Annotated in this window: 15 protein-coding genes; 12 read left to right on the top strand and 3 right to left on the bottom strand. The window is 45.7% G+C overall.

Going from position 1 to position 18,278, the window contains the following annotated elements:
- Nucleotides 1-9: 9 nt before the first annotated feature.
- Nucleotides 10-711, bottom strand: a complete 702-nt coding sequence (locus LG368_RS05580; RefSeq protein WP_226753750.1) for a hypothetical protein — start codon at nucleotides 709-711, stop codon at nucleotides 10-12.
- A gap of 192 nt (nucleotides 712-903) precedes the next feature.
- Here LG368_RS05580 and miaB point away from each other — a divergent pair, with 192 nt between their 5' ends.
- From miaB to lnt, 5 genes are read left to right on the top strand one after another with little or no spacing between them, the layout of a single operon-like run.
- Nucleotides 904-2,256: a tRNA (N6-isopentenyl adenosine(37)-C2)-methylthiotransferase MiaB gene (gene miaB, locus LG368_RS05575; protein ID WP_226753749.1), complete on the top strand. Its 1,353-nt coding sequence runs from the start codon at nucleotides 904-906 to the stop codon at nucleotides 2,254-2,256.
- Between the two features lie 13 nt (nucleotides 2,257-2,269).
- A complete protein-coding gene (locus LG368_RS05570) occupies nucleotides 2,270-3,316 on the top strand; it encodes a PhoH family protein (protein ID WP_226753748.1) in 1,047 nt (348 codons plus the stop codon).
- Nucleotides 3,316-3,780, top strand: coding sequence for an rRNA maturation RNase YbeY (gene ybeY, locus LG368_RS05565; RefSeq protein WP_226753747.1), 465 nt, complete (start codon nucleotides 3,316-3,318; stop codon nucleotides 3,778-3,780). The genes LG368_RS05570 and ybeY overlap by 1 nt, the downstream gene beginning before the upstream one ends.
- Before the next feature lie 12 nt (nucleotides 3,781-3,792).
- A complete protein-coding gene (locus tag LG368_RS05560; protein WP_226753746.1) occupies nucleotides 3,793-4,659 on the top strand; it encodes an HlyC/CorC family transporter in 867 nt (288 codons plus the stop codon).
- Between the two features lies 1 nt (nucleotide 4,660).
- Nucleotides 4,661-6,235, top strand: a complete 1,575-nt coding sequence (gene lnt / locus LG368_RS05555; RefSeq protein ID WP_226753745.1) for an apolipoprotein N-acyltransferase — start codon at nucleotides 4,661-4,663, stop codon at nucleotides 6,233-6,235.
- Here lnt and LG368_RS05550 read toward each other — a convergent pair.
- Nucleotides 6,225-6,638, bottom strand: a complete 414-nt coding sequence (locus tag LG368_RS05550; protein WP_226753744.1) for a hypothetical protein — start codon at nucleotides 6,636-6,638, stop codon at nucleotides 6,225-6,227. The genes lnt and LG368_RS05550 overlap by 11 nt on opposite strands.
- 186 nt (nucleotides 6,639-6,824) lie before the next feature.
- On the opposite strand from LG368_RS05550, the gene leuS reads away from it, so the two are divergent.
- The 7 genes from leuS (at nucleotide 6,825) to LG368_RS05510 (ending at nucleotide 17,136) form a co-directional block, all read left to right on the top strand.
- Nucleotides 6,825-9,272, top strand: coding sequence for a leucine--tRNA ligase (gene leuS / locus LG368_RS05545; RefSeq protein WP_226753743.1), 2,448 nt, complete (start codon nucleotides 6,825-6,827; stop codon nucleotides 9,270-9,272).
- Between the two features lie 81 nt (nucleotides 9,273-9,353).
- Entirely contained in the window at nucleotides 9,354-9,869 is a 516-nt protein-coding gene (locus tag LG368_RS05540) for an LPS-assembly lipoprotein LptE (protein WP_226753742.1), read from the top strand.
- A 25-nt stretch (nucleotides 9,870-9,894) separates the two neighbouring features.
- The gene (holA, locus tag LG368_RS05535) at nucleotides 9,895-10,923 is read left to right on the top strand and encodes a DNA polymerase III subunit delta (protein WP_226753741.1); all 1,029 of its coding nucleotides are present in this window, start codon (nucleotides 9,895-9,897) and stop codon (nucleotides 10,921-10,923) included.
- A 123-nt stretch (nucleotides 10,924-11,046) separates the two neighbouring features.
- Nucleotides 11,047-13,056, top strand: coding sequence for a methyl-accepting chemotaxis protein (locus LG368_RS15535; RefSeq protein WP_276572994.1), 2,010 nt, complete (start codon nucleotides 11,047-11,049; stop codon nucleotides 13,054-13,056).
- 34 nt (nucleotides 13,057-13,090) lie between these two features.
- Nucleotides 13,091-13,750 (top strand): putative 2OG-Fe(II) oxygenase, encoded by a 660-nt coding sequence (locus LG368_RS05520; RefSeq protein ID WP_226753740.1) that lies wholly within the window; start codon nucleotides 13,091-13,093, stop codon nucleotides 13,748-13,750.
- 136 nt (nucleotides 13,751-13,886) lie between these two features.
- Entirely contained in the window at nucleotides 13,887-14,495 is a 609-nt protein-coding gene (locus tag LG368_RS05515; RefSeq protein WP_226753739.1) for a flavin reductase family protein, read from the top strand.
- Nucleotides 14,496-14,520: 25 nt separating this feature from the next.
- On the top strand, nucleotides 14,521-17,136 hold the full coding sequence (locus LG368_RS05510) for a GDSL-type esterase/lipase family protein (protein ID WP_226753738.1): 2,616 nt from the start codon (nucleotides 14,521-14,523) through the stop codon (nucleotides 17,134-17,136).
- An 80-nt stretch (nucleotides 17,137-17,216) separates the two neighbouring features.
- Here the strand turns inward: LG368_RS05510 and LG368_RS05505 are convergent, their stop codons facing one another.
- Nucleotides 17,217-17,858, bottom strand: coding sequence for a LysE family translocator (locus tag LG368_RS05505; RefSeq protein WP_226753737.1), 642 nt, complete (start codon nucleotides 17,856-17,858; stop codon nucleotides 17,217-17,219).
- Nucleotides 17,859-18,278 lie beyond the last annotated feature (420 nt).

Below are 18,278 nucleotides of genomic sequence, written 5' to 3'. Positions count from 1 at the left end.
CTACCCAGTCTAATGAAACTCACGCTCTCTTTGCTTCAGGGAGATAGCGTGATCAAAGTAATACTGAGCGACCACCCCTAAGTAGTTATAATCATCACTGGTACGTGCGATAACGCCAATACTGCCTTGTCGAGTGTATTTTTTAGGCTGAAAGTAGGTTTCTAACCGCCAACCCTCATCGTTATCGTTATATTTTTCTCGATACAATGATGTGCGTACATCGTCGTTAAAATAATAACTGACCCCCACTCGTGAACTGGTGATGTTACTCAAGGTCTTTTCGGTCGAAATGTAATTCGTTGTAAAAGACACATCGCCTAAAAACGCCTCGCCAATGAACTGCACAATCACATCGCGTTCCGATTCCAGTTCGTCGTTCAATGGCTCGACTTCACTGACACCCGCACCCAGCCCAACACGACCATAATCGTTCTCTAAAAACCAATTTGAAGAGAATTCAGACTGAGCCACACTGGTGCCTGTGTTGCCCGTAATCAAATAATTACTATTAAGAAGAAGCTGAGTCGATGCATAATGATTTAAGGGAATATTAATTTTAAAATCAATGTTTAACAGAGACTGTTCGTCTAACAAACCATAACCTAAGCCAAACACAAAATTAGGGTGCCTTTCTTGCGACGGCAAATCGTCAGCGTAAAGGTGACTGCACATCGCCATTGAAAACACAAACACACCAGATAAAAAACGCACAATACCACCACATCAACAATAAGTTAGCCTGCTATTGTGACGGGTATCAAATAAAAGCTCCAGTCACAAAAACCCTCAGTATTTTCTGATAAAATGAAGGGAATTAAGAACTCCTCTGGGATTCGCAAGCAAAGCCCAATATAATAGCGACAAAGTCGATCAGACGAACATTTTTTTAGGTTTATACGTTACATGGCAAAAAAACTTTTTATTCAAACTCACGGCTGTCAAATGAACGAATACGATTCTTCTCGTATGGCAGATCTCCTTGGCGAAAGCCATGAAATGGAATTAACAGATAACGCTGACGAAGCCGATGTGCTTTTGTTGAATACCTGTTCTATTCGTGAGAAAGCGCAAGACAAGGTTTATCACCAGCTTGGCCGCTGGAAAAAACTGAAACAGAAGAATCCTGACCTCGTAATCGGTGTCGGCGGTTGTGTGGCAAGCCAAGAAGGCGACGCCATTCGTAAGCGTGCGAAACACGTGGACATGATTTTCGGTCCACAAACCCTGCATAAACTGCCCGATATGGTGAATTCTGCAGGCAAAAGCATCCCCATTACGGATGTTACCTTCCCTGAAATTGAAAAATTTGATCATTTACCAGCCCCTCGTGTAGAAGGCGCAGAAGCGTTTGTTTCTATTATGGAAGGCTGCAGTAAATACTGTACTTTCTGTGTTGTGCCCTATACGCGTGGCGAAGAAGTCAGTCGGCCTTTTGAGAATATTTTGGTGGAAGTCGCGCAGTTAGCAGAGCAAGGTGTTCGTGAGATTCACCTGCTGGGCCAAAACGTCAATGCCTACCGAGACGAGTCAGACGACGGTGAAGAAAATGACCTAGCCGATGTTATTCATGCCGTTGCACAGATTGACGGTGTTGAACGCATTCGCTTTACCACGTCTCATCCGGTTGAGTTCACAGACAGCCTGATTGAAGCATTCCGCACAGAGCCAAAACTGGTGAGTCACTTGCACCTACCGGTACAAAGTGGTGCCGATAATATTCTAAGCGCGATGAAACGTGGCCATGATCGTCAGTACTACATTGACAAAATCAATCGTATTAAAGAAGCGCGTCCCGGCATCAGTTTATCTTCTGATTTCATTATTGGCTTCCCTGGGGAGACGGACGATGATTTCATTGACACCATGAACTTGATTCAGGAAATTGGCTTTGATCACTCCTTTAGTTTTGTTTACAGTCAACGTCCTGGTACGCCTGCGTCAAGCTTAGAAGACGAAACGTCAGATGACGTGAAAAAAGAGCGCCTGTCGATCTTGCAACGTCGCATCAGTCAGCAAGCCTACGATATTAGTTTGTCTATGGTGGGTGACGTACAGCGTATTTTAATCAGCGGCTACTCTCCGCGTGATCCAGGGCAACTTCAAGGTCGTACCGAAAATAACCGGATCGTTAACTTCCGTGCATTTGACCCACAACTTATTGGTAAATTTGCCGACGTGGTCATCACGGATGCTTACCCGAATTCCTTACTGGGGGAATTGGTTGGCTCTGAGCTCGATTCTGACTTTGCACTTTAATATAAGGTAACTCTTGGAAACTACACAGACAACTCAACAAATACGTTTAGAACCGGCCGAAGTCAATGCTTTGGCAGGCATGTGCGGTCAACTGGACGAAAACCTCAAGCTCATTGAAAAACGGCTTGATGTGTCTATTAAATACCGTGATAACCTGTTTGATATTTCTGGTGAGCACTCTGATTACGTTGCCGCCACTAAAGTGTTACTCGAAAATCTTTATCGAGAAGCCTTGGCCAATGCAACCATCTCACCTGAAACGATTCATCTTTATCTACAAGAATCTGCCATTGAGTCTTTGACCAGTAACAAGCGAGAAAAAGGCGATCAAGTCGTTATCAAGACGCGTAAAGCTTTTATTAAGCCCAAAGGCGCGAATCAACAAAGTTATGTTAAACAAATCCGTAAGCATGATATTAACTTCGGTATTGGCCCAGCGGGTACAGGTAAAACCTACTTGGCGGTCGCCTGTGCAGTAGAAGCACTCGAAGCGGATCGTGTTGAGCGTATTATGTTGGTTCGTCCTGCTGTTGAAGCCGGTGAAAAACTTGGCTTTCTGCCTGGGGATTTATCACAAAAAATCGATCCTTACTTGCGCCCCTTGTATGACGCCTTATATGAAATGCTTGGCTTTGAACTGGTGGACAAGCTGATCGAGAAAAATGTGATCGAGATCGCTCCTCTTGCCTTTATGCGTGGCCGTACTCTAAACAATGCTTTCATTATCTTAGACGAGAGTCAGAATACGACCCGTGAACAAATGAAGATGTTCCTAACCCGTATTGGTTTTGGCTCAACCGCCGTGATCACCGGTGACACCACTCAGGTCGACTTACCTCGTGGCACCTCCTCCGGTTTGGCGCACGCCATGTATGTATTAAAAGGCGTAAACGGCATCAGTATTACCACATTTGCTTCCTCTGACGTAGTACGTCACCCACTTGTACAACGCATTGTTGAAGCCTATGACCGTTTTGATGTTGAAGCTGAAGCCGAAAAGAAAGCTCGCACTGAAGCGCGTTTAGCGGCACAGTCCGAGTCATCAGCAGGCAATAACTGATGGCGCATTTAGAGTTGGACTTACAAATCGCAACAGAAGACACAAGCAGCCTTCCTAGCGAAGAGGATTTCAGGCGGTGGGCTGAGACGGCCCTCCAGCATTCAGAAGAAGAATTTGAAGTCACTATTCGCATTGTTGACGAAGAAGAAAGCCACGCACTCAATCATGAGTATCGTGGTAAAGACAAATCAACCAACGTTTTGTCTTTCCCTTTCGAAGCTCCACCCGGGCTGGAACTTCCTTTGCTCGGCGACTTGGTTATCTGTCATCAAGTCGTCTCACGAGAAGCCAAAGAGCAAAATAAACCCTTATCCCATCATTGGGCTCATATGACCATTCATGGCATCTTGCATTTGTGCGGCTATGACCATATAACTGATGATGAAGCTGATGAAATGGAAGCATTAGAAACGGAGCTACTGGCTTCCCTGTCCATTTTAGACCCCTATTTGATTGAAGAGTGAGTTAACACCCTAATGAGTGACGACCGATCGAGTTTATCCAACGATCAACATAAATCTTGGTTTGAGCGTTTAACGCAAGCCTTCAACGATGAGCCACGCAGTCGTGGTGATATCGTTAAATTGTTAGAAGCCGCCGTTAAATCCGATATTATTGACCGCGACGCCTTTACTATTGTCGAGGGCGCGTTAGAGGTCTCTGAGGTTCAAGCACGAGACATTATGATCCCCCCTTCTCAAATGGTGATCATTAAATCAGAAGATGACCCAAAGACATCACTTCGAAAAATTATTGACTCTTCCCACTCGCGTTTTCCTGTGGTGGGAGAAGATTCAGATGAAATCCTTGGTGTTTTATTGGCAAAAGACCTACTGCCTTTCTTGTTTAAAGAAGGACAAGTCACCCTTGAAGACATCATGACTTGCCTGCGCCCTGCTAACTTTATTCCTGAGAGTAAGCGTCTTAACGTACTGTTAAACGACTTTCGCACCAAGCGCTACCATATGGCGTTAGTCCTAGACGAATACGGCAGTGTTTCAGGCTTGGTCACCATTGAAGATGTACTGGAACAAATTGTTGGCGAAATCGAAGATGAAACCGACAAACTAGACGATGAAACCATTCAAGTTACGACAGAGCCCGGTGTTTATTCGGTGCCCGCCTTGTGTTCGGTAGAAGATTTCAATGAGTTTTTTAAAGCAGACCTGAACGAAGAAGAATTTGACACCATCGGCGGTGTCTTGGTTCAGCAGTTTGGTCATGTGCCAGCACGTGACGAAGAACTGACGTTCAGTCACTTTCACTTCCGAATTGTCAAATCTGACGGACGTCGTATCAAAACCATCCATGTGACCAAACCGACGTCACAAACAGCTGAGTAATATGAACGCTACTCGTCCCGACGCAATCAATACCAAGGCGGGACGAGTATCCCGTCTAGAAAACATTCTCTCTTCTGCCTCGCCCCTGTTATTAAACCTAATCGGTCTGATCGCCGGTGCTTTGGGTGTCACCAGTTTCGCTCCGTTTGATTTTTGGCCGGGCTATTTTATCAGTTTGTTCGTGTTTGGGCTCTTGATCATGTCGAGCCCAAGCGGTAAATCGGTTGCATGGCGCGGCCTAAGCGTAGCCTTGGGCTTTTTTGGCGCCGGTATTTCATGGGTTTATGTCAGTATCGCTGAATACGGTCAAGTGGGCAGTCTGATTGCGGGGCTGATCACACTCGCTTTTATCGGTGTTTTGTGTACTTTTTGGGTGATCAGTGCTTGGGGGGCATGGCGACTGATACGGCGTTTTTCACAGCTACCACCGAGCCTTTGGGTCACCCTTGCACTGCTCACCGGCGAGTGGGCACGGAGTACGTTTTTTACCGGCTTCCCTTGGTTATTGCCCGGTTATGCTATTGAACATACCTGGTTATTTGAGCTGTTACCCATCGGAGGCGTGTCACTGACCAGCGCAGTGGTTGTACTCACATCCAGTGTCGCAGCGGGCTTATGCCTAAACCATCACCAATCGCGCGCGCTCTTAATCCCTGTTGTTTTCCTCTGGGGCAGTGCCGCCTATTTGCATTACGTACCTATTGCCTGGGTAAAAGAAACCGGCACACTGAAAACCACCTTGGTACAAGGCAATGTCAAACAAGACCAGAAGTGGTTGCCTGAAATGGCGCGACAATCTCTTGGCGACTACCAGCAAGCGACCATGGAACACCTTGATAGTGACCTTATTGTCTGGCCAGAAACCGCTATCACTTACAGCTATTCTCAGATTCGTCCCCATCTCACGTCTTTTCGCCAAGAATTGGCCAATACCAACACCACCTTGGTCACCGGCATTCCCGATGTCAGTGATAATCGTCGTGATTATTACAATGCGATTTGGGCGACAGGAGAGGGTTTCGGCTTGTATTACAAACAACGACTGGTGCCTTTTGGTGAATACCTTCCATTAGCGCAGTACATAGGCCCTATTTTGGATGTGTTTGGTATGCCCATGTCAAACTTCCGCTCCGGAGACAGCAATCAGCCCGTATTGCAGATAGGAGAATGGGGCGCCGCGCCGTTTATTTGCTACGAAATTGTGTACGCCGGACAAGTCAGGGCCATGGTTCGAGACAGTGACTTCCTTATCACCATCAGTAATGATGGTTGGTTTGGTACGTCTATCGGCCCTTGGCAGCATTTACAAATCGCGCAGTTTCGCGCCAAGGAAGCCGGACGCTACGTCATTCGCTCGACCAATACCGGTATCACTGCTTTCATTAATGAGAGAGGGGAAATCGTCCATCAAGCGCCACAGTTTGAAAAAACCACCCTCACCGCAGAGACCAAAACCTTTACCGGCATCACACCTTATGTGCAGTGGGGCAATGGGCCAGCGTTATTACTGCTGGGTCTCTGCTTCATGATTGGCTACTTCAGCCACTTGATCGGACGAAAAAGGCTTAATGACTAGACATTAACCCGTAATGACAGATTTCACAGGGAGCAAGAGGCTGCTTGCTCTCTAGCTTATTCTCATGGCCACAAGCCATGCAAACGTACGTTCCCGCTTCAACGTCGGTGCCTGCCACGTGACATTGCTCCAGTGGCACCGGATTGTTGTTAGCGTGATTGATTAACCAGAGTAAGGCCGCATCTTCTTTTTCATCTAACTCTTCCGCTAATTCATGACCTTCATCCAAAACAAGATGCCAATTTGCATCAACCCATGCCTCGGTATAGCCCATTTTGTCGTGCCAATAGGCAGCCATTAAAGACGCATCTTCTAATAACCAATCTTTTGCCCCCACCAATGTTTTGCGTGCTTCTTCGACCAAACTGGAATCACTTGATGGGTTTACAGGATCTTTTTTCATAGTTTTCATAACTCCTCTGCAATGCACCTTCTAATTAGGGCTTCATCTCTATAAAATAACGCAAAAATTCAGACTCTGCAGGCCATTACACTCTTCTATTGCGCTATGTCGCTATAATGGCTTTCTTTTGTTAAAAAAGAATACAGGTCTACCAACCTTACGTCGATCACGGGATAACAATACATCATGCAAGAGCAATACAATCCGCAGCAAATCGAACAAGCGGCACAGTCTTTTTGGGACGAAAATAAGGTATTCAAAGCCGTCGCTGATTCCAATAAAGAGAAATTCTACTGCCTTTCTATGTTCCCTTACCCAAGTGGCCGCCTGCACATGGGACACGTCCGTAACTACACAATCGGCGATGTCATTTCTCGTTACCAGCGCATGCAAGGTAAAAACGTACTTCAACCAATGGGCTGGGATGCTTTTGGTTTACCGGCAGAAAACGCCGCCATTAAACACAAAACCGCACCGGCTAAGTGGACCATGGAAAACGTTGCCTACATGAAAGGTCAGTTAAAAGAACTGGGCTTTGGTTATGATTGGGATCGTGAAATTGCCACCTGTACGCCTGAATACTACAAATGGGAACAGTGGTTCTTCACTCAATTGATTGAAAAAGGCTTGGCCTACAAGAAAACCGCTGCCGTTAATTGGGACCCTATCGACCAAACGGTATTGGCTAACGAACAGGTTATCGACGGTCGTGGCTGGCGCTCTGGCGCTATTGTGGAACGCAAAGAAATCTCTCAATGGTTTATTCGTATCACAGACTACGCAGAAGAATTGTTAAACGATTTAGATCAACTGGACGGTTGGCCAGAAAAAGTCAAAGCCATGCAACGTAACTGGATTGGTCGCTCTGAAGGACTTGAATTTAGCTTTGAAGTGCAAGGCAAAGTAGACCGCTTGTCCGTGTACACCACACGCCCAGACACCATCATGGGTGTGACCTATGTTGCGGTGGCCACTCAACACCCACTGTCTCTTGAAGCCGCTCAAGGCAACGCAGACCTTGCCGCGTTCATCGAAGAAAGCAAGCTTATGTCGACCACAGAAGCCGATATGGCGACGGTTGAGAAAAAAGGCATGGACACCGGCTTTAAAGCGGTTCACCCAATCACTGGCGATGTCGTACCTGTCTACGCAGCTAACTTTGTCTTGATGGAATACGGCTCTGGGGCGGTCATGTCGGTTCCAGCTCACGATCAACGCGACTTTGAATTTGCGAAAAAATACGGTTTAGACATCAAACAGGTTGTTCAACCTGCTGGCGAAAACGCTTTTGATCTTGAAAAAGAAGCCTTTACTGAAAAAGGCACCCTGTGTAACTCAGGGGAATTTGATGGCTTGGCGTTTAAAGAAGCCTTCGATGCTATTTCAAGCTGGATGACAGAACGTGGCCTAGGCGAAGTAAAAGTTAATTACCGTCTGCGCGATTGGGGTGTGAGTCGTCAACGCTACTGGGGCACACCGATCCCAACGATTAACTTAAAAGATGGCTCCGTGGTTCCTGTTCCAGAAGATCAGCTACCGGTTCAACTCCCTACTGATGTAGTAATGGATGGTGTCAACTCACCGATTAAGAACAATCCAGATTTTTCTTCGATCCTTTTTAACGGTGAAGAAGCCGAGCGTGAAACCGATACCTTCGATACCTTTATGGAATCGTCTTGGTATTTCGCTCGTTATTGCTGCCCCGATTCAAACAACGCTATGTTGAACGAAGAGGCTAACTATTGGCTTCCCGTCGATCAATATGTTGGTGGTGTAGAACACGCTATCTTGCACTTGTTGTACTCGCGCTTCTTCCATAAGTTGCTTCGCGATGCGGGTCTAGTCAAATCGGATGAACCCTTTAAACGCCTATTAACACAAGGCATGGTCAACAAAGACGGCACCAAAATGTCAAAATCTAAGGGCAACACCGTTGACCCTCAAGAAATGATTGAGAAATACGGTGCGGATACGGTTCGCCTGTTCATCATGTTTACGGCACCACCAGAGCAATCTCTTGAGTGGAATGATGCAGGGGTAGACGGCGCTTCTCGCTTCCTACGTCGTTTGTGGGCTTTGTCTTACCGCCACACAAATGCCGGTACCGTGGGTGAACTGAATGTTAATGCGCTGAACGGCGCGCAAAAGTCTTTGCGTCGTAAGACTCATGAAACCATTCAGAAAGTCACAGACGACATCGAACGTCGTCAAACCTTCAACACGGCCATTGCTGCTGTGATGGAATTGTGTAATGAAATCAGTAAATTTGAAGACACGTCAGCGCTTGGCTTAGCGGTTGAGCGTGAAGCATTGGAAGCGGCTACCCTGTTGTTATCGCCTATCGTGCCGCATATTGCTCATCAATTATGGATGGAACTGGGTCATACTGACAACGTGGTTGATACCGCTTGGCCTACATTGGATGAAGCCGCCTTGGTAAAAGACGAGCTAACGATTGTGGTTCAAGTCCTTGGCAAAAAACGTGCGGAATTAACCGTGTCTGCCAGTGCTGACAACAAAACCATCGAAGCGGAAGCGTTAGCGCATCCTGGTGTGCAAAAGCACATTGAAGGCAAAACGGTGCGCAAGGTTATCGTTGTACCAGGTCGTTTGGTTAATATTGTCGCTAACTGATCGCCCCAAGCGCAAGAGGCGACCACGTCGCTTCTTGCATTATGGCTGTATGCTACGTTCATCACCCAGAGGTTTTAGGCTATGAGTGCCACTTTCACAACCACCACGCGCTTTTTCGCATTAATATTGTTGAGCTTGAGCATTGTTGCCTGTGGCTTTCAGCTTCGCGGTGCCATCAATATTCCAGAACGACTGCAAACTCTGACCCTAACATCGGCCAGCGGTTCGGATACCTTTGATCGCGCTTTGCGTATCGCTTTAGAGCAGGCGGGCGTCACTGTCATTGATCAGGCCAATGCAACGAAAGACACCTTTAACCTAAAAATTAACAACATATCCTCGTCTGATGTTGAACTGGCGCGTAACAGTGATAATGATGTCTCTCAAGTGCAACGCACTCTGAGCAGTCAATATTTTGTCCGTGATACCAGTGGCAAAGCAATCTATGGACCTCGCACTATCAGCACCAGTCAAACATTAACCAATCAAGACGCTGAAGCCAGTTCAAAAGCGTCTTATAATCAGGCTCAGACTGAAAAAATGAGTGAAACTCTGGCCGATCAACTGCTCTACGATCTAAATTACGCGCCACGATAAACCCTCATCTCATTAGGCCTTACCCATGAAAGTCAGAGCAGATCAACTGGCCCAACAGCTAAAAAAGAACCTGGCACCGATTTATATTATTTCTGGTGATGAGGTGTTGTTGGTTCAAGAAGCGGCTGACAGTGTCAGAAAAATGGCCCAGTTGCATCGTATTGAGGAGCGATTACGCTTTGTGGCAGACGCACAATTCGATTGGCAAGATGTCATCAGTGAAAGTCAAAGCTTGTCACTGTTTTCCAGTCGTCGTTTGTTCGATATTCAAATCGACAAAATGGGAGAAAAGCACAGCAAGGCCTTGGCACAATTGGGGCAAACACTCACGGAAGACAATATCATCTTACTCACCTTGCCTAAGCTGGATGCTCGCACTCAAAAAGCCAAATGGTTTACTCAACTCGAATCTCAAGGGGTATTTGTGCAGATTTGGCCAATTGATGCCAGTCGATTGCCTGCTTGGGTACAACAAAGAGCCAAACAGCTTACCCTTAACCTCACAAGAGACGCGGCCAGTATTGTTTGTGAACGAGGCGAAGGCAATCTCTTAGCATTGTCACAAGAGCTCGAAAAACTGGCACTTATTCACGGTGAAGGCGCCAGTATCAATGCAGAAAGTGTCGTTGATACGGTTGCAGACAGCAGTCGCTACTCCATATATGACCTGAGTGATCGTTTGTTAATGGGTAAAACCAAAGACGCTATGCATTGTCTGAACCAACTTCTTGCTGAAGGCACTGAGCCAAGCATTATATTGTGGTTGTTTAATCGTGAAATTCAGACCCTGGCAAATTTGCTCACCAAAATGTCCACTTCAAGCCTAAGACAAGCCTGTCAGGCTGAAAGAATTTGGGATAAGCGCATCCCCTTTTATGAAAGCGCCCTATCCCGCCACAACACCATAACGCTTCCCTATATGCAGAACTACCTGGCTCTGCTCGACAAATCGATCAAAGGCTTAGAGGGGCCAAGCACCGACACTGGATTTCGCAATCTGGTAATGATGTTTTGTGGCTACAAGCCTGTTGTTACCGAACTGGACCTGATTTAAAGCGCGATACCCTGCTCACCCATGACTTACATTAAGTTTTTGCTTATTTGATGCGTCAACGCTGATAATTCCACGGCCTTTGTACTATGATTGGAGCCATCAGTTAACAAGATGGAGCAAACAATGGCTTGGTTTAAGCGTAATCTATTGGTGGAAGAAACAAAGCAAGACAGCACGAGTGGCGTCAATATTTTACAGTTAACACACTCTGAGTTGTCTGAAAGTCACTTGTCAGCATTGCAATTCCCCCATCACAAAACACACCTTATTCTTGCGTTTGTTTCGTCTAATCTTGATTTTGAAAGCACGGTTGAAAAAATCCAAAGCGCCACACCGTTTTGTGACAAGGTGGTTGCTGTCATGACGTCCGGTGAACTCAACAGTCAACAAAAACACTTTTACCAAACAACGGAAGGCAAATGGGATTCGATTGTCTTGCAGAGCTTCAGTGAAGAGATCTTTGCGGCCACCGACATCAAAACCATTCCCTTACATTGTGAAGATTTGAAAAAAGGGACAATGACGATCAATAAAGCGGATCGGATAAAAGCGATTCAGACTGACATCGAAAAAATTGACGTCGCCATGCCCATCAATTATCAAGACACCATTGCGATTACCTTTATGGATGGTTTGTCTTCCAGCGAAAACTTCTTTATGAAGGCCTTATACGACAGTCAACGCTTTCCCTGCCATTTCATTGGAGGTTCAGCAGGCGGTAAACTGGATTTCCAAAAAGCCTCTGTCTACGACGGCAAGAAGGTGGCCCATAACTGTGCGGTGGTTATTTTCACCAAGCTGGCAGATCAAGTTCGCTATGGCATCTTGAAAACACACAACTTTAAGAAAACCCAACACTCTTTCTACATTGCCGAATCCGACCCAGTAAAACGCACCGTAAAAACGGTTATTTCCAAATCAACGGGTAAAATTGTCAACATTATTGACCATCTTTGCGAACACTTTCGCTGCCAGGCTTCTGAGCTAGAAAGCAAACTTACCAAGCATTCTTTTGCGGTTGAAATTGGCAACGAACTTTTTATCCGCTCTATCGCCAACATCGATTTAAACAATAAAGTCATCTATTTTTTCTGTGATTTGGACTTTGGTGACGAACTGATTCTCGCCGAGGCGAATAACTTTGCAGACAGCACCAAACGAGCCTTTGACGACTTCATGCGAGGTAAACCGCAACCTATCGCCATGTTGGCCAACGACTGTGTATTGCGTCGCGTTAACAACGCCAAGGAACTACAAAGCATGACCGCATTTCAATCCATCAAAGCGGCTGGTTTCTCCACGTTTGGTGAATTGCTCGGCGTACACATGAACCAAACCTTAACCGCCTTGTTTTTCTTCAAATTGGCAAAAGGAGTGCCTTTTTCTGACCCCATCGTGGATAACTTTCCGATCCATTACAGTCACTTTAAAGAGTTCTTCACCCTGTCGAAATTAAACAGTCTCACTCAAATCAATCGCCTACAAGCCGATCTTATTCGCTACCTTTCTGAATACAGACCTCTGCTCGAACGGGTGGTATTAAGCTTCAACCAAATCACACAATACTCTCATCAAACCGACGACATTATCGACAACGTCAGTAACACCTTCCAGCAGCTCAAATCCGACATTGACGCTCAAGAAGAAGGTCGAAATCTGCTCACCAGCAACGTAACTCAGTTAAAAGACCATTCTGAGCAGGTATTGTCTATTTTGAAGGTGATTTCGAGCATCGCTGACCAAACAAACTTATTGGCGCTGAATGCTGCCATTGAGGCCGCTCGTGCCGGGGAAGCCGGTCGTGGCTTTGCGGTGGTGGCCGATGAAGTAAGGCAGTTGTCTAAAAACACCCAAGACAGTCTTGATAAAACAGGCGAGACAATTTCTTCTGTCACACAGTCTACTGAGGCCATTAGTCGTTCCATTCATACCATGGAAGCCTTCATGACAAGGCTGAATGACAATACCCAAGCCCTCACCACACAAATTCAATCACTCGGTGACGCTTCCAATATGGCCGGTAAAGACGTTGATGAGAGCATTCAAGCCATTCATAGTATGACCACTCGTATGGGAGAAATTGATAAAGAAGTGGCTGTGTTAGAAAACTTAAAGACCGCCGATCATCTATAATGAAATGTGTTATTAATCAGCATTAGGCCAAGATATGAACCAAGAACACAACGTCTTAGAAGAAATCCATGTGTGGACAACGCCTTTGTTTGTCACGCAAATGCCAGATCATACGTTTCTCAAAGACGCCTTGCTCGCTGCGGTTTACCAAGCAAAAGCATCGCAACTGACCGCCATTGACAGTGGCATTGCCCCAAAAGCCAAACACGCGCTCCATGAAAGCACCTTGGACTTTTTAGAGTTGGCCGACGCCAATGTGATGGAAGCGAAACGCGCCCTAGAAGAGTTAGTGTTAGAGGTGGCGTATTCTGTGAACCATGGCTTTTGGCCAGAGGAGATGCAAGCCGATGCGCATATTATCGAATCTTGGTATCACGTCACACAAAATGGCGGCTATCATGATGCACACTCTCATCCAAACTGTTCTTGGTGCGGTATTTATTACCTGGAACCCGGCGATGCGCATCTTACTGGCAAAGGTGGGCTCAACCGCTTCTATGACCCAAGAGTCAATGCCGAACATTATGCCGACCCGGGCACCGCTTACCTAGGCGGGCATGGTGTTTGGGACTTCACCCCGACCGATGGTCAAATTATTATTTTTCCTTCCTATTTGAAACACTCTGCTTTGCCCTATTTTGGTGACAAAGACCGAGTTGTCATTGCATTTAACTGTGTAATAGAAGCGTATTAACGACGCATCTATTGGCAATAGGGTTACTTTTGGTGTTTTTATAAAAGAAAAGCCATAACTTTCCCCTCAAAGATTCACAACAACTTGGTATTTGTAGTAATTTAACAAGTCATGTTTGCTGTTAACGGGGAATTTTATGCGTTTTCATTTTGCTCAACTCAGTGGTAACCAGCGTTATCATCTTATCACCCAAACTGTCACTCCACGCCCCATTGCTTGGATACTGACTAAAAACGAAAACGACAGCTTCAATCTTGCGCCTTTTTCTTATTTCACCCCCATTTGTCCAGAGCCTGCTTTGCTTGCCGTTTCCATTGGCAATAAAGCACCCAACATCCCCAAAGACACTAAACGCAATCTACTGCGTGAAAAAGAGTGTGTGATCCACATTGCCAGCGAACCTTTGATGCAAGCCCTCAATGAAAGTGCCGCCAATGAGGAATACAATCACTCAGAACTGCCACGGACAGGGTTATCTCTTAGCGATTTTGTAGCCTCTTTGCCACGTATTTCAGACGCTCATGTGGCCTTACATTGTCGCCTGTTTGACGTACATAATTTGGCTGAAGCAGCGTTTGATGTTTTGTACTTAGAAGTACTGGATCTCTATGTTAGTGACCACTTAATCACCCAAGAAGATGACCGTACAAACATCGACAGTCAGCAGCTAAGCCCAATTTCACGACTAGGGGGCAATGACTACGCACTCCTAGGCAAAACTGTCACGATACAACGTCCTAGCTAGGGCTTGCAGATTTGAGGTAACAAAAATGGATGTCACACAACAGATAAACGCCTTTCCCTTTATGGACAAGGTTGATAGCACGCTGGCTGCCGCTTTTGTCGAGCTTGCTAGCATCAAAACACTGAAGTCCGGTGAGGTATTGGCGAAGCAGTTTGAAATTGGTCAGTACCTTTACTTTTTACTGGAGGGCGAAATAGCCATTTCTGTGCCTCTAAAGGACAGTGGCAAATCCTATAATGTTGGGGCAATTAGTCGCCCATTGTCCCCAATTGGCTGGTCAGCGTTTCGACACCCATCTCGTTATGCAACCACCTTTACCGTTACTCGCTCTGCGACACTGCTGGCTTGGCCTATTATCGAATTACAAAAAATCCTCGATGCACATCATGAATTCGCCAGCCAGTTTTTGCAGTATGTTTACCAAGAGTCTTTACCGGTTCTAACGAACATTCAAAATCAGACAAAGCCATTTTTCTCAAATGAATCATTGGCCTTTGACGAAATACGACCGCTGATTAATGGTGAAACACAAGCCTATGCCATCAAAGATGCCACCGCGTTACTGAATTATGCCGCCTTTTGCGACACTTTCACGCAAGCCGAAATTCATACCCTTGCCAAGAAGTCCTCTATTTTACTCGCACACCAAGGGGACATACTGAGTCAACAAGATCAGCCGGCAAACGGTTTGTACCTATTAATCAAAGGCAAGGTAATTGTCAGTTATCAGACCGATGCCGGGGACTTAATCACCACTCGCTCTATATCTCGGGCAGGGACCGTATTGGCTTGGACGACTCAAAACCAAACTTTAAAAAATCGTACTTCAATCATTTCTTCTCGCGATAGCAGCGTGCTTTTCATAAAACAAGCCGATCTATTAGAGATTTTCGCTGAAAATCCTAAGTTTTCCGTTAAATACCTGTATCGACTGATCTGGCTCGTTGGCACTCACCTGCTGGCCGCACGGATGCGCTACTTATCGCAAATTGCCAACGATGAGGTGCTGGCCGTTAGCAATGTCATCGAACAAAATGCGGCACTTTTGTCTGTTAGTTCTCCCCTTTACAAAGTCAGTGAGCTGCTTAAAAGCGCCGTTACCACAGACGAAGCCTTTGGCGTATTGTACAAATGCCTGCACTTTGGTTGCGTACTGGAGCGTACAATATCGGGGATGTGTTTGGACATTTTAAAAGATTTACAGCGTGAAAATGCCTTTTATCGCCATTTACAAAACGTGTACGACAACATCAACAACCTACCAAAAGAAACCCCTGCACTGGATGCTCGACGCTTAGGAACCGAGCTGTTTAAACAAGCCTTCCAACAGGTTCCTTATGTGATTAAAGGCTTGGAAAACTTGCCTAAAAAAGCAGGCTCGCTGTTTATTTATAACCACCTATTAGGTTCACCTACCAATCGATTACCGAACGGCTTTCGCTTCTCCATGGATGCACAGTTTATCGGCTCTATGGTGATTGACAATGAATACGGTGTGTCTGGGCAGCGCGTTGTGCGTCGCAGTAAAGAAAGCGAATTTTGGCGTGATGACTTTTACAGCCACTTCGGCAACTTGTTCATCGACAGCTGGGAACATTTAACAAGAGACACCCCAGAATACGATGAGTTTATTCGTCAGTCACAGGAGACATTACAACAGAATTTCCCCTTGATGATTTCTCCAGAGGGTAAAAGCTTTAGCACACAGCAGTCCCCAGGGGCTTTCCTGCCTCACGCTTTTGAGCTTGCCGGCTCAATGGGAGAAGACGAACCTTGGATCGTACCGGTCGCGGTTGCCAACTTTGACAAACGTGCCGACCATAATATCTATACGGTCATTATCAAACCTGCGTTTAAATTGTCCAGTAAAGTGGATTATCAAGATAAAGCTGCATTAGATGCTTTTTTACTGTCTTACCAAGCAGAATATAAGAGCTATGTCGATGAAGCGGTGGACTTGTCTAGAGAAATTCGCCAATACCCTATTTTTAGCGGTAAAAACGGCTATCGCTCTAATGTTATGAGTCTAAACCAGATTGACGTAGAGTTTGAATCGGACGTTAGGGAACTGGAATTCCATCTCGCTTATCAGGAATATAAAGAGCCTCCCGTCGCATTTTATGGTTCCTCAACCATGCGTTTATGGACAGATTTCTCAAAACACTTCAGCCCCCATAACGCCATTAATTTAGGCTTTGGTGGCGCGACACTGGAGGCCTGTGTGTACTATTTCGAACGCATTATTTTGCCGCACAAACCAAGATCAATGGTCATTTATGCCGGTGACAACGACATTGGCAATCACTGCGACAGCAATCGAGTGGTGGAACTGTATGTTGAGTTACTGCAAAAAATCGACAAGCACTTGCCCGGCATTCCAGTCACCTTGATCAGCATTAAATGCAGCCCAACTCGACTGACGATGCGCAGCACCATTGAAAAGGCCAACCAACAAATCGAGCGTTTGGCGAGAACGCGTCCTAATACACAGTATTTAGACTTATTTTCTACTTTGTTGGATAGACAAGGAAACATAAAAGAGAACTTATTTGAAGGCGACCGACTTCACTTAAATCACAAGGCATATGATCTTTGGACTGAAAAGCTCCTAACCACAGCCGCTTTTATTTTTCAAAAATAAGTCTCATCTTGCAGGAAAACGCCCCAAACTCTCGTTAGTTTGGGGCGTTTTCACCACACTATCAGACCTTAAATACAGTATTAAACGGTCGATGACAACATGGTCAGCAGCGTACCGATGACCACTTTTAATCCCAGTGATATCAAAATCGTCCCCATGATACGATCGACCCAGATTGTGTGGCGTCGTAACCACAGTAACAGCGGCCCACCAGCCAAAAGTAACGCAACAATGACATACCAACCGCTGTCAATTAAGACCACCGTCAGCCAGATTTCCAGCTTAACCAGTGAGTTCATCTCCGCGGGCATGATTTGACTGAATAGAGCAAGAAAAAACAAAGCAATCTTAGGGTTCAAAATCGCAATCATAAAGCCGTCACGGGCCGATTCCCAATAAGATGACTGCGAAACCGATGTCGTTGTGTCCTGACCTTGCCCAGCAAAACGCCAAGCCTTTGTACCTAACCAAGCAAGGTACAAACCACCTAACAGGGTTAAAACAGCAAAAGTCGTTTCATACCGTGCCATCAAAATGGCCAAACCTTGCAGGGATAAAAAAGCCCAGAAACCAATACCTAGACCGTGGGCAACAGCTGCAAGAGCACCGTGTAAAGATGACTGCGACATAGAGACACGTAAAATCACCGCCAAACTAGGCCCAGGTGACAGAGCCCCCATAACACAAACGGTCGCCAGTGATAGCCAGGTTGTTATGTCCATATTCCTTTCCTTTGTTAATGCCTTACCGCAGTGAAAAGCCATCACGGCGCAAAAAAATCCTGACATACCCTAAACAGCGCCACAGAATCGCGGCTTATCATATCGAATCGCCTACCAAAAACGAAACAATTATCACCACAAACACGTTTGGCTTAATAATAAGTGGCTTCAACAGAAGAAAGAAGGAAATAAAAAGTTCTCTGCATATTGACCTTTAATAGGAAAAAGGTGAGCATAGAAAAACTTTAAAAACACTGACAATTTGTATTTTTATGACAACCCTTTTCTTAATAAAACTCAACGGCGATAAACGTAAGGCAAAAAAGCTCTGCGGCGCTGACGTGTGGAATTAAGATCCCTATAATTTCCCGGCGGCATTTCTGCTGACGGCTTCTCTCTCTTTCAGCAGACTGTACACCG

The sequence above is a fragment of the Marinomonas algarum genome, from assembly GCF_020532605.1.
Classification (GTDB): Bacteria; Pseudomonadota; Gammaproteobacteria; order Pseudomonadales; family Marinomonadaceae; genus Marinomonas; species Marinomonas algarum.
Note: the sequence above shows the minus strand (reverse complement) of the source record. Positions and strands in the feature narration are given on the sequence as shown.

Coding starts and splice junctions, on each gene's coding strand:
- lnt (WP_226753745.1), top strand. CDS start 4,661: ATGAACGCTACTCGTCCCGACGCAATCAATACCAAGGCGGGACGAGTA.
- LG368_RS05505 (WP_226753737.1), bottom strand. CDS start 17,858: ATGGACATAACAACCTGGCTATCACTGGCGACCGTTTGTGTTATGGGG.
- LG368_RS05520 (WP_226753740.1), top strand. CDS start 13,091: ATGAACCAAGAACACAACGTCTTAGAAGAAATCCATGTGTGGACAACG.
- leuS (WP_226753743.1), top strand. CDS start 6,825: ATGCAAGAGCAATACAATCCGCAGCAAATCGAACAAGCGGCACAGTCT.
- LG368_RS15535 (WP_276572994.1), top strand. CDS start 11,047: ATGGCTTGGTTTAAGCGTAATCTATTGGTGGAAGAAACAAAGCAAGAC.
- LG368_RS05540 (WP_226753742.1), top strand. CDS start 9,354: ATGAGTGCCACTTTCACAACCACCACGCGCTTTTTCGCATTAATATTG.
- LG368_RS05510 (WP_226753738.1), top strand. CDS start 14,521: ATGGATGTCACACAACAGATAAACGCCTTTCCCTTTATGGACAAGGTT.
- LG368_RS05550 (WP_226753744.1), bottom strand. CDS start 6,638: ATGAAAAAAGATCCTGTAAACCCATCAAGTGATTCCAGTTTGGTCGAA.
- ybeY (WP_226753747.1), top strand. CDS start 3,316: ATGGCGCATTTAGAGTTGGACTTACAAATCGCAACAGAAGACACAAGC.
- LG368_RS05560 (WP_226753746.1), top strand. CDS start 3,793: ATGAGTGACGACCGATCGAGTTTATCCAACGATCAACATAAATCTTGG.
- miaB (WP_226753749.1), top strand. CDS start 904: ATGGCAAAAAAACTTTTTATTCAAACTCACGGCTGTCAAATGAACGAA.
- holA (WP_226753741.1), top strand. CDS start 9,895: ATGAAAGTCAGAGCAGATCAACTGGCCCAACAGCTAAAAAAGAACCTG.
- LG368_RS05515 (WP_226753739.1), top strand. CDS start 13,887: ATGCGTTTTCATTTTGCTCAACTCAGTGGTAACCAGCGTTATCATCTT.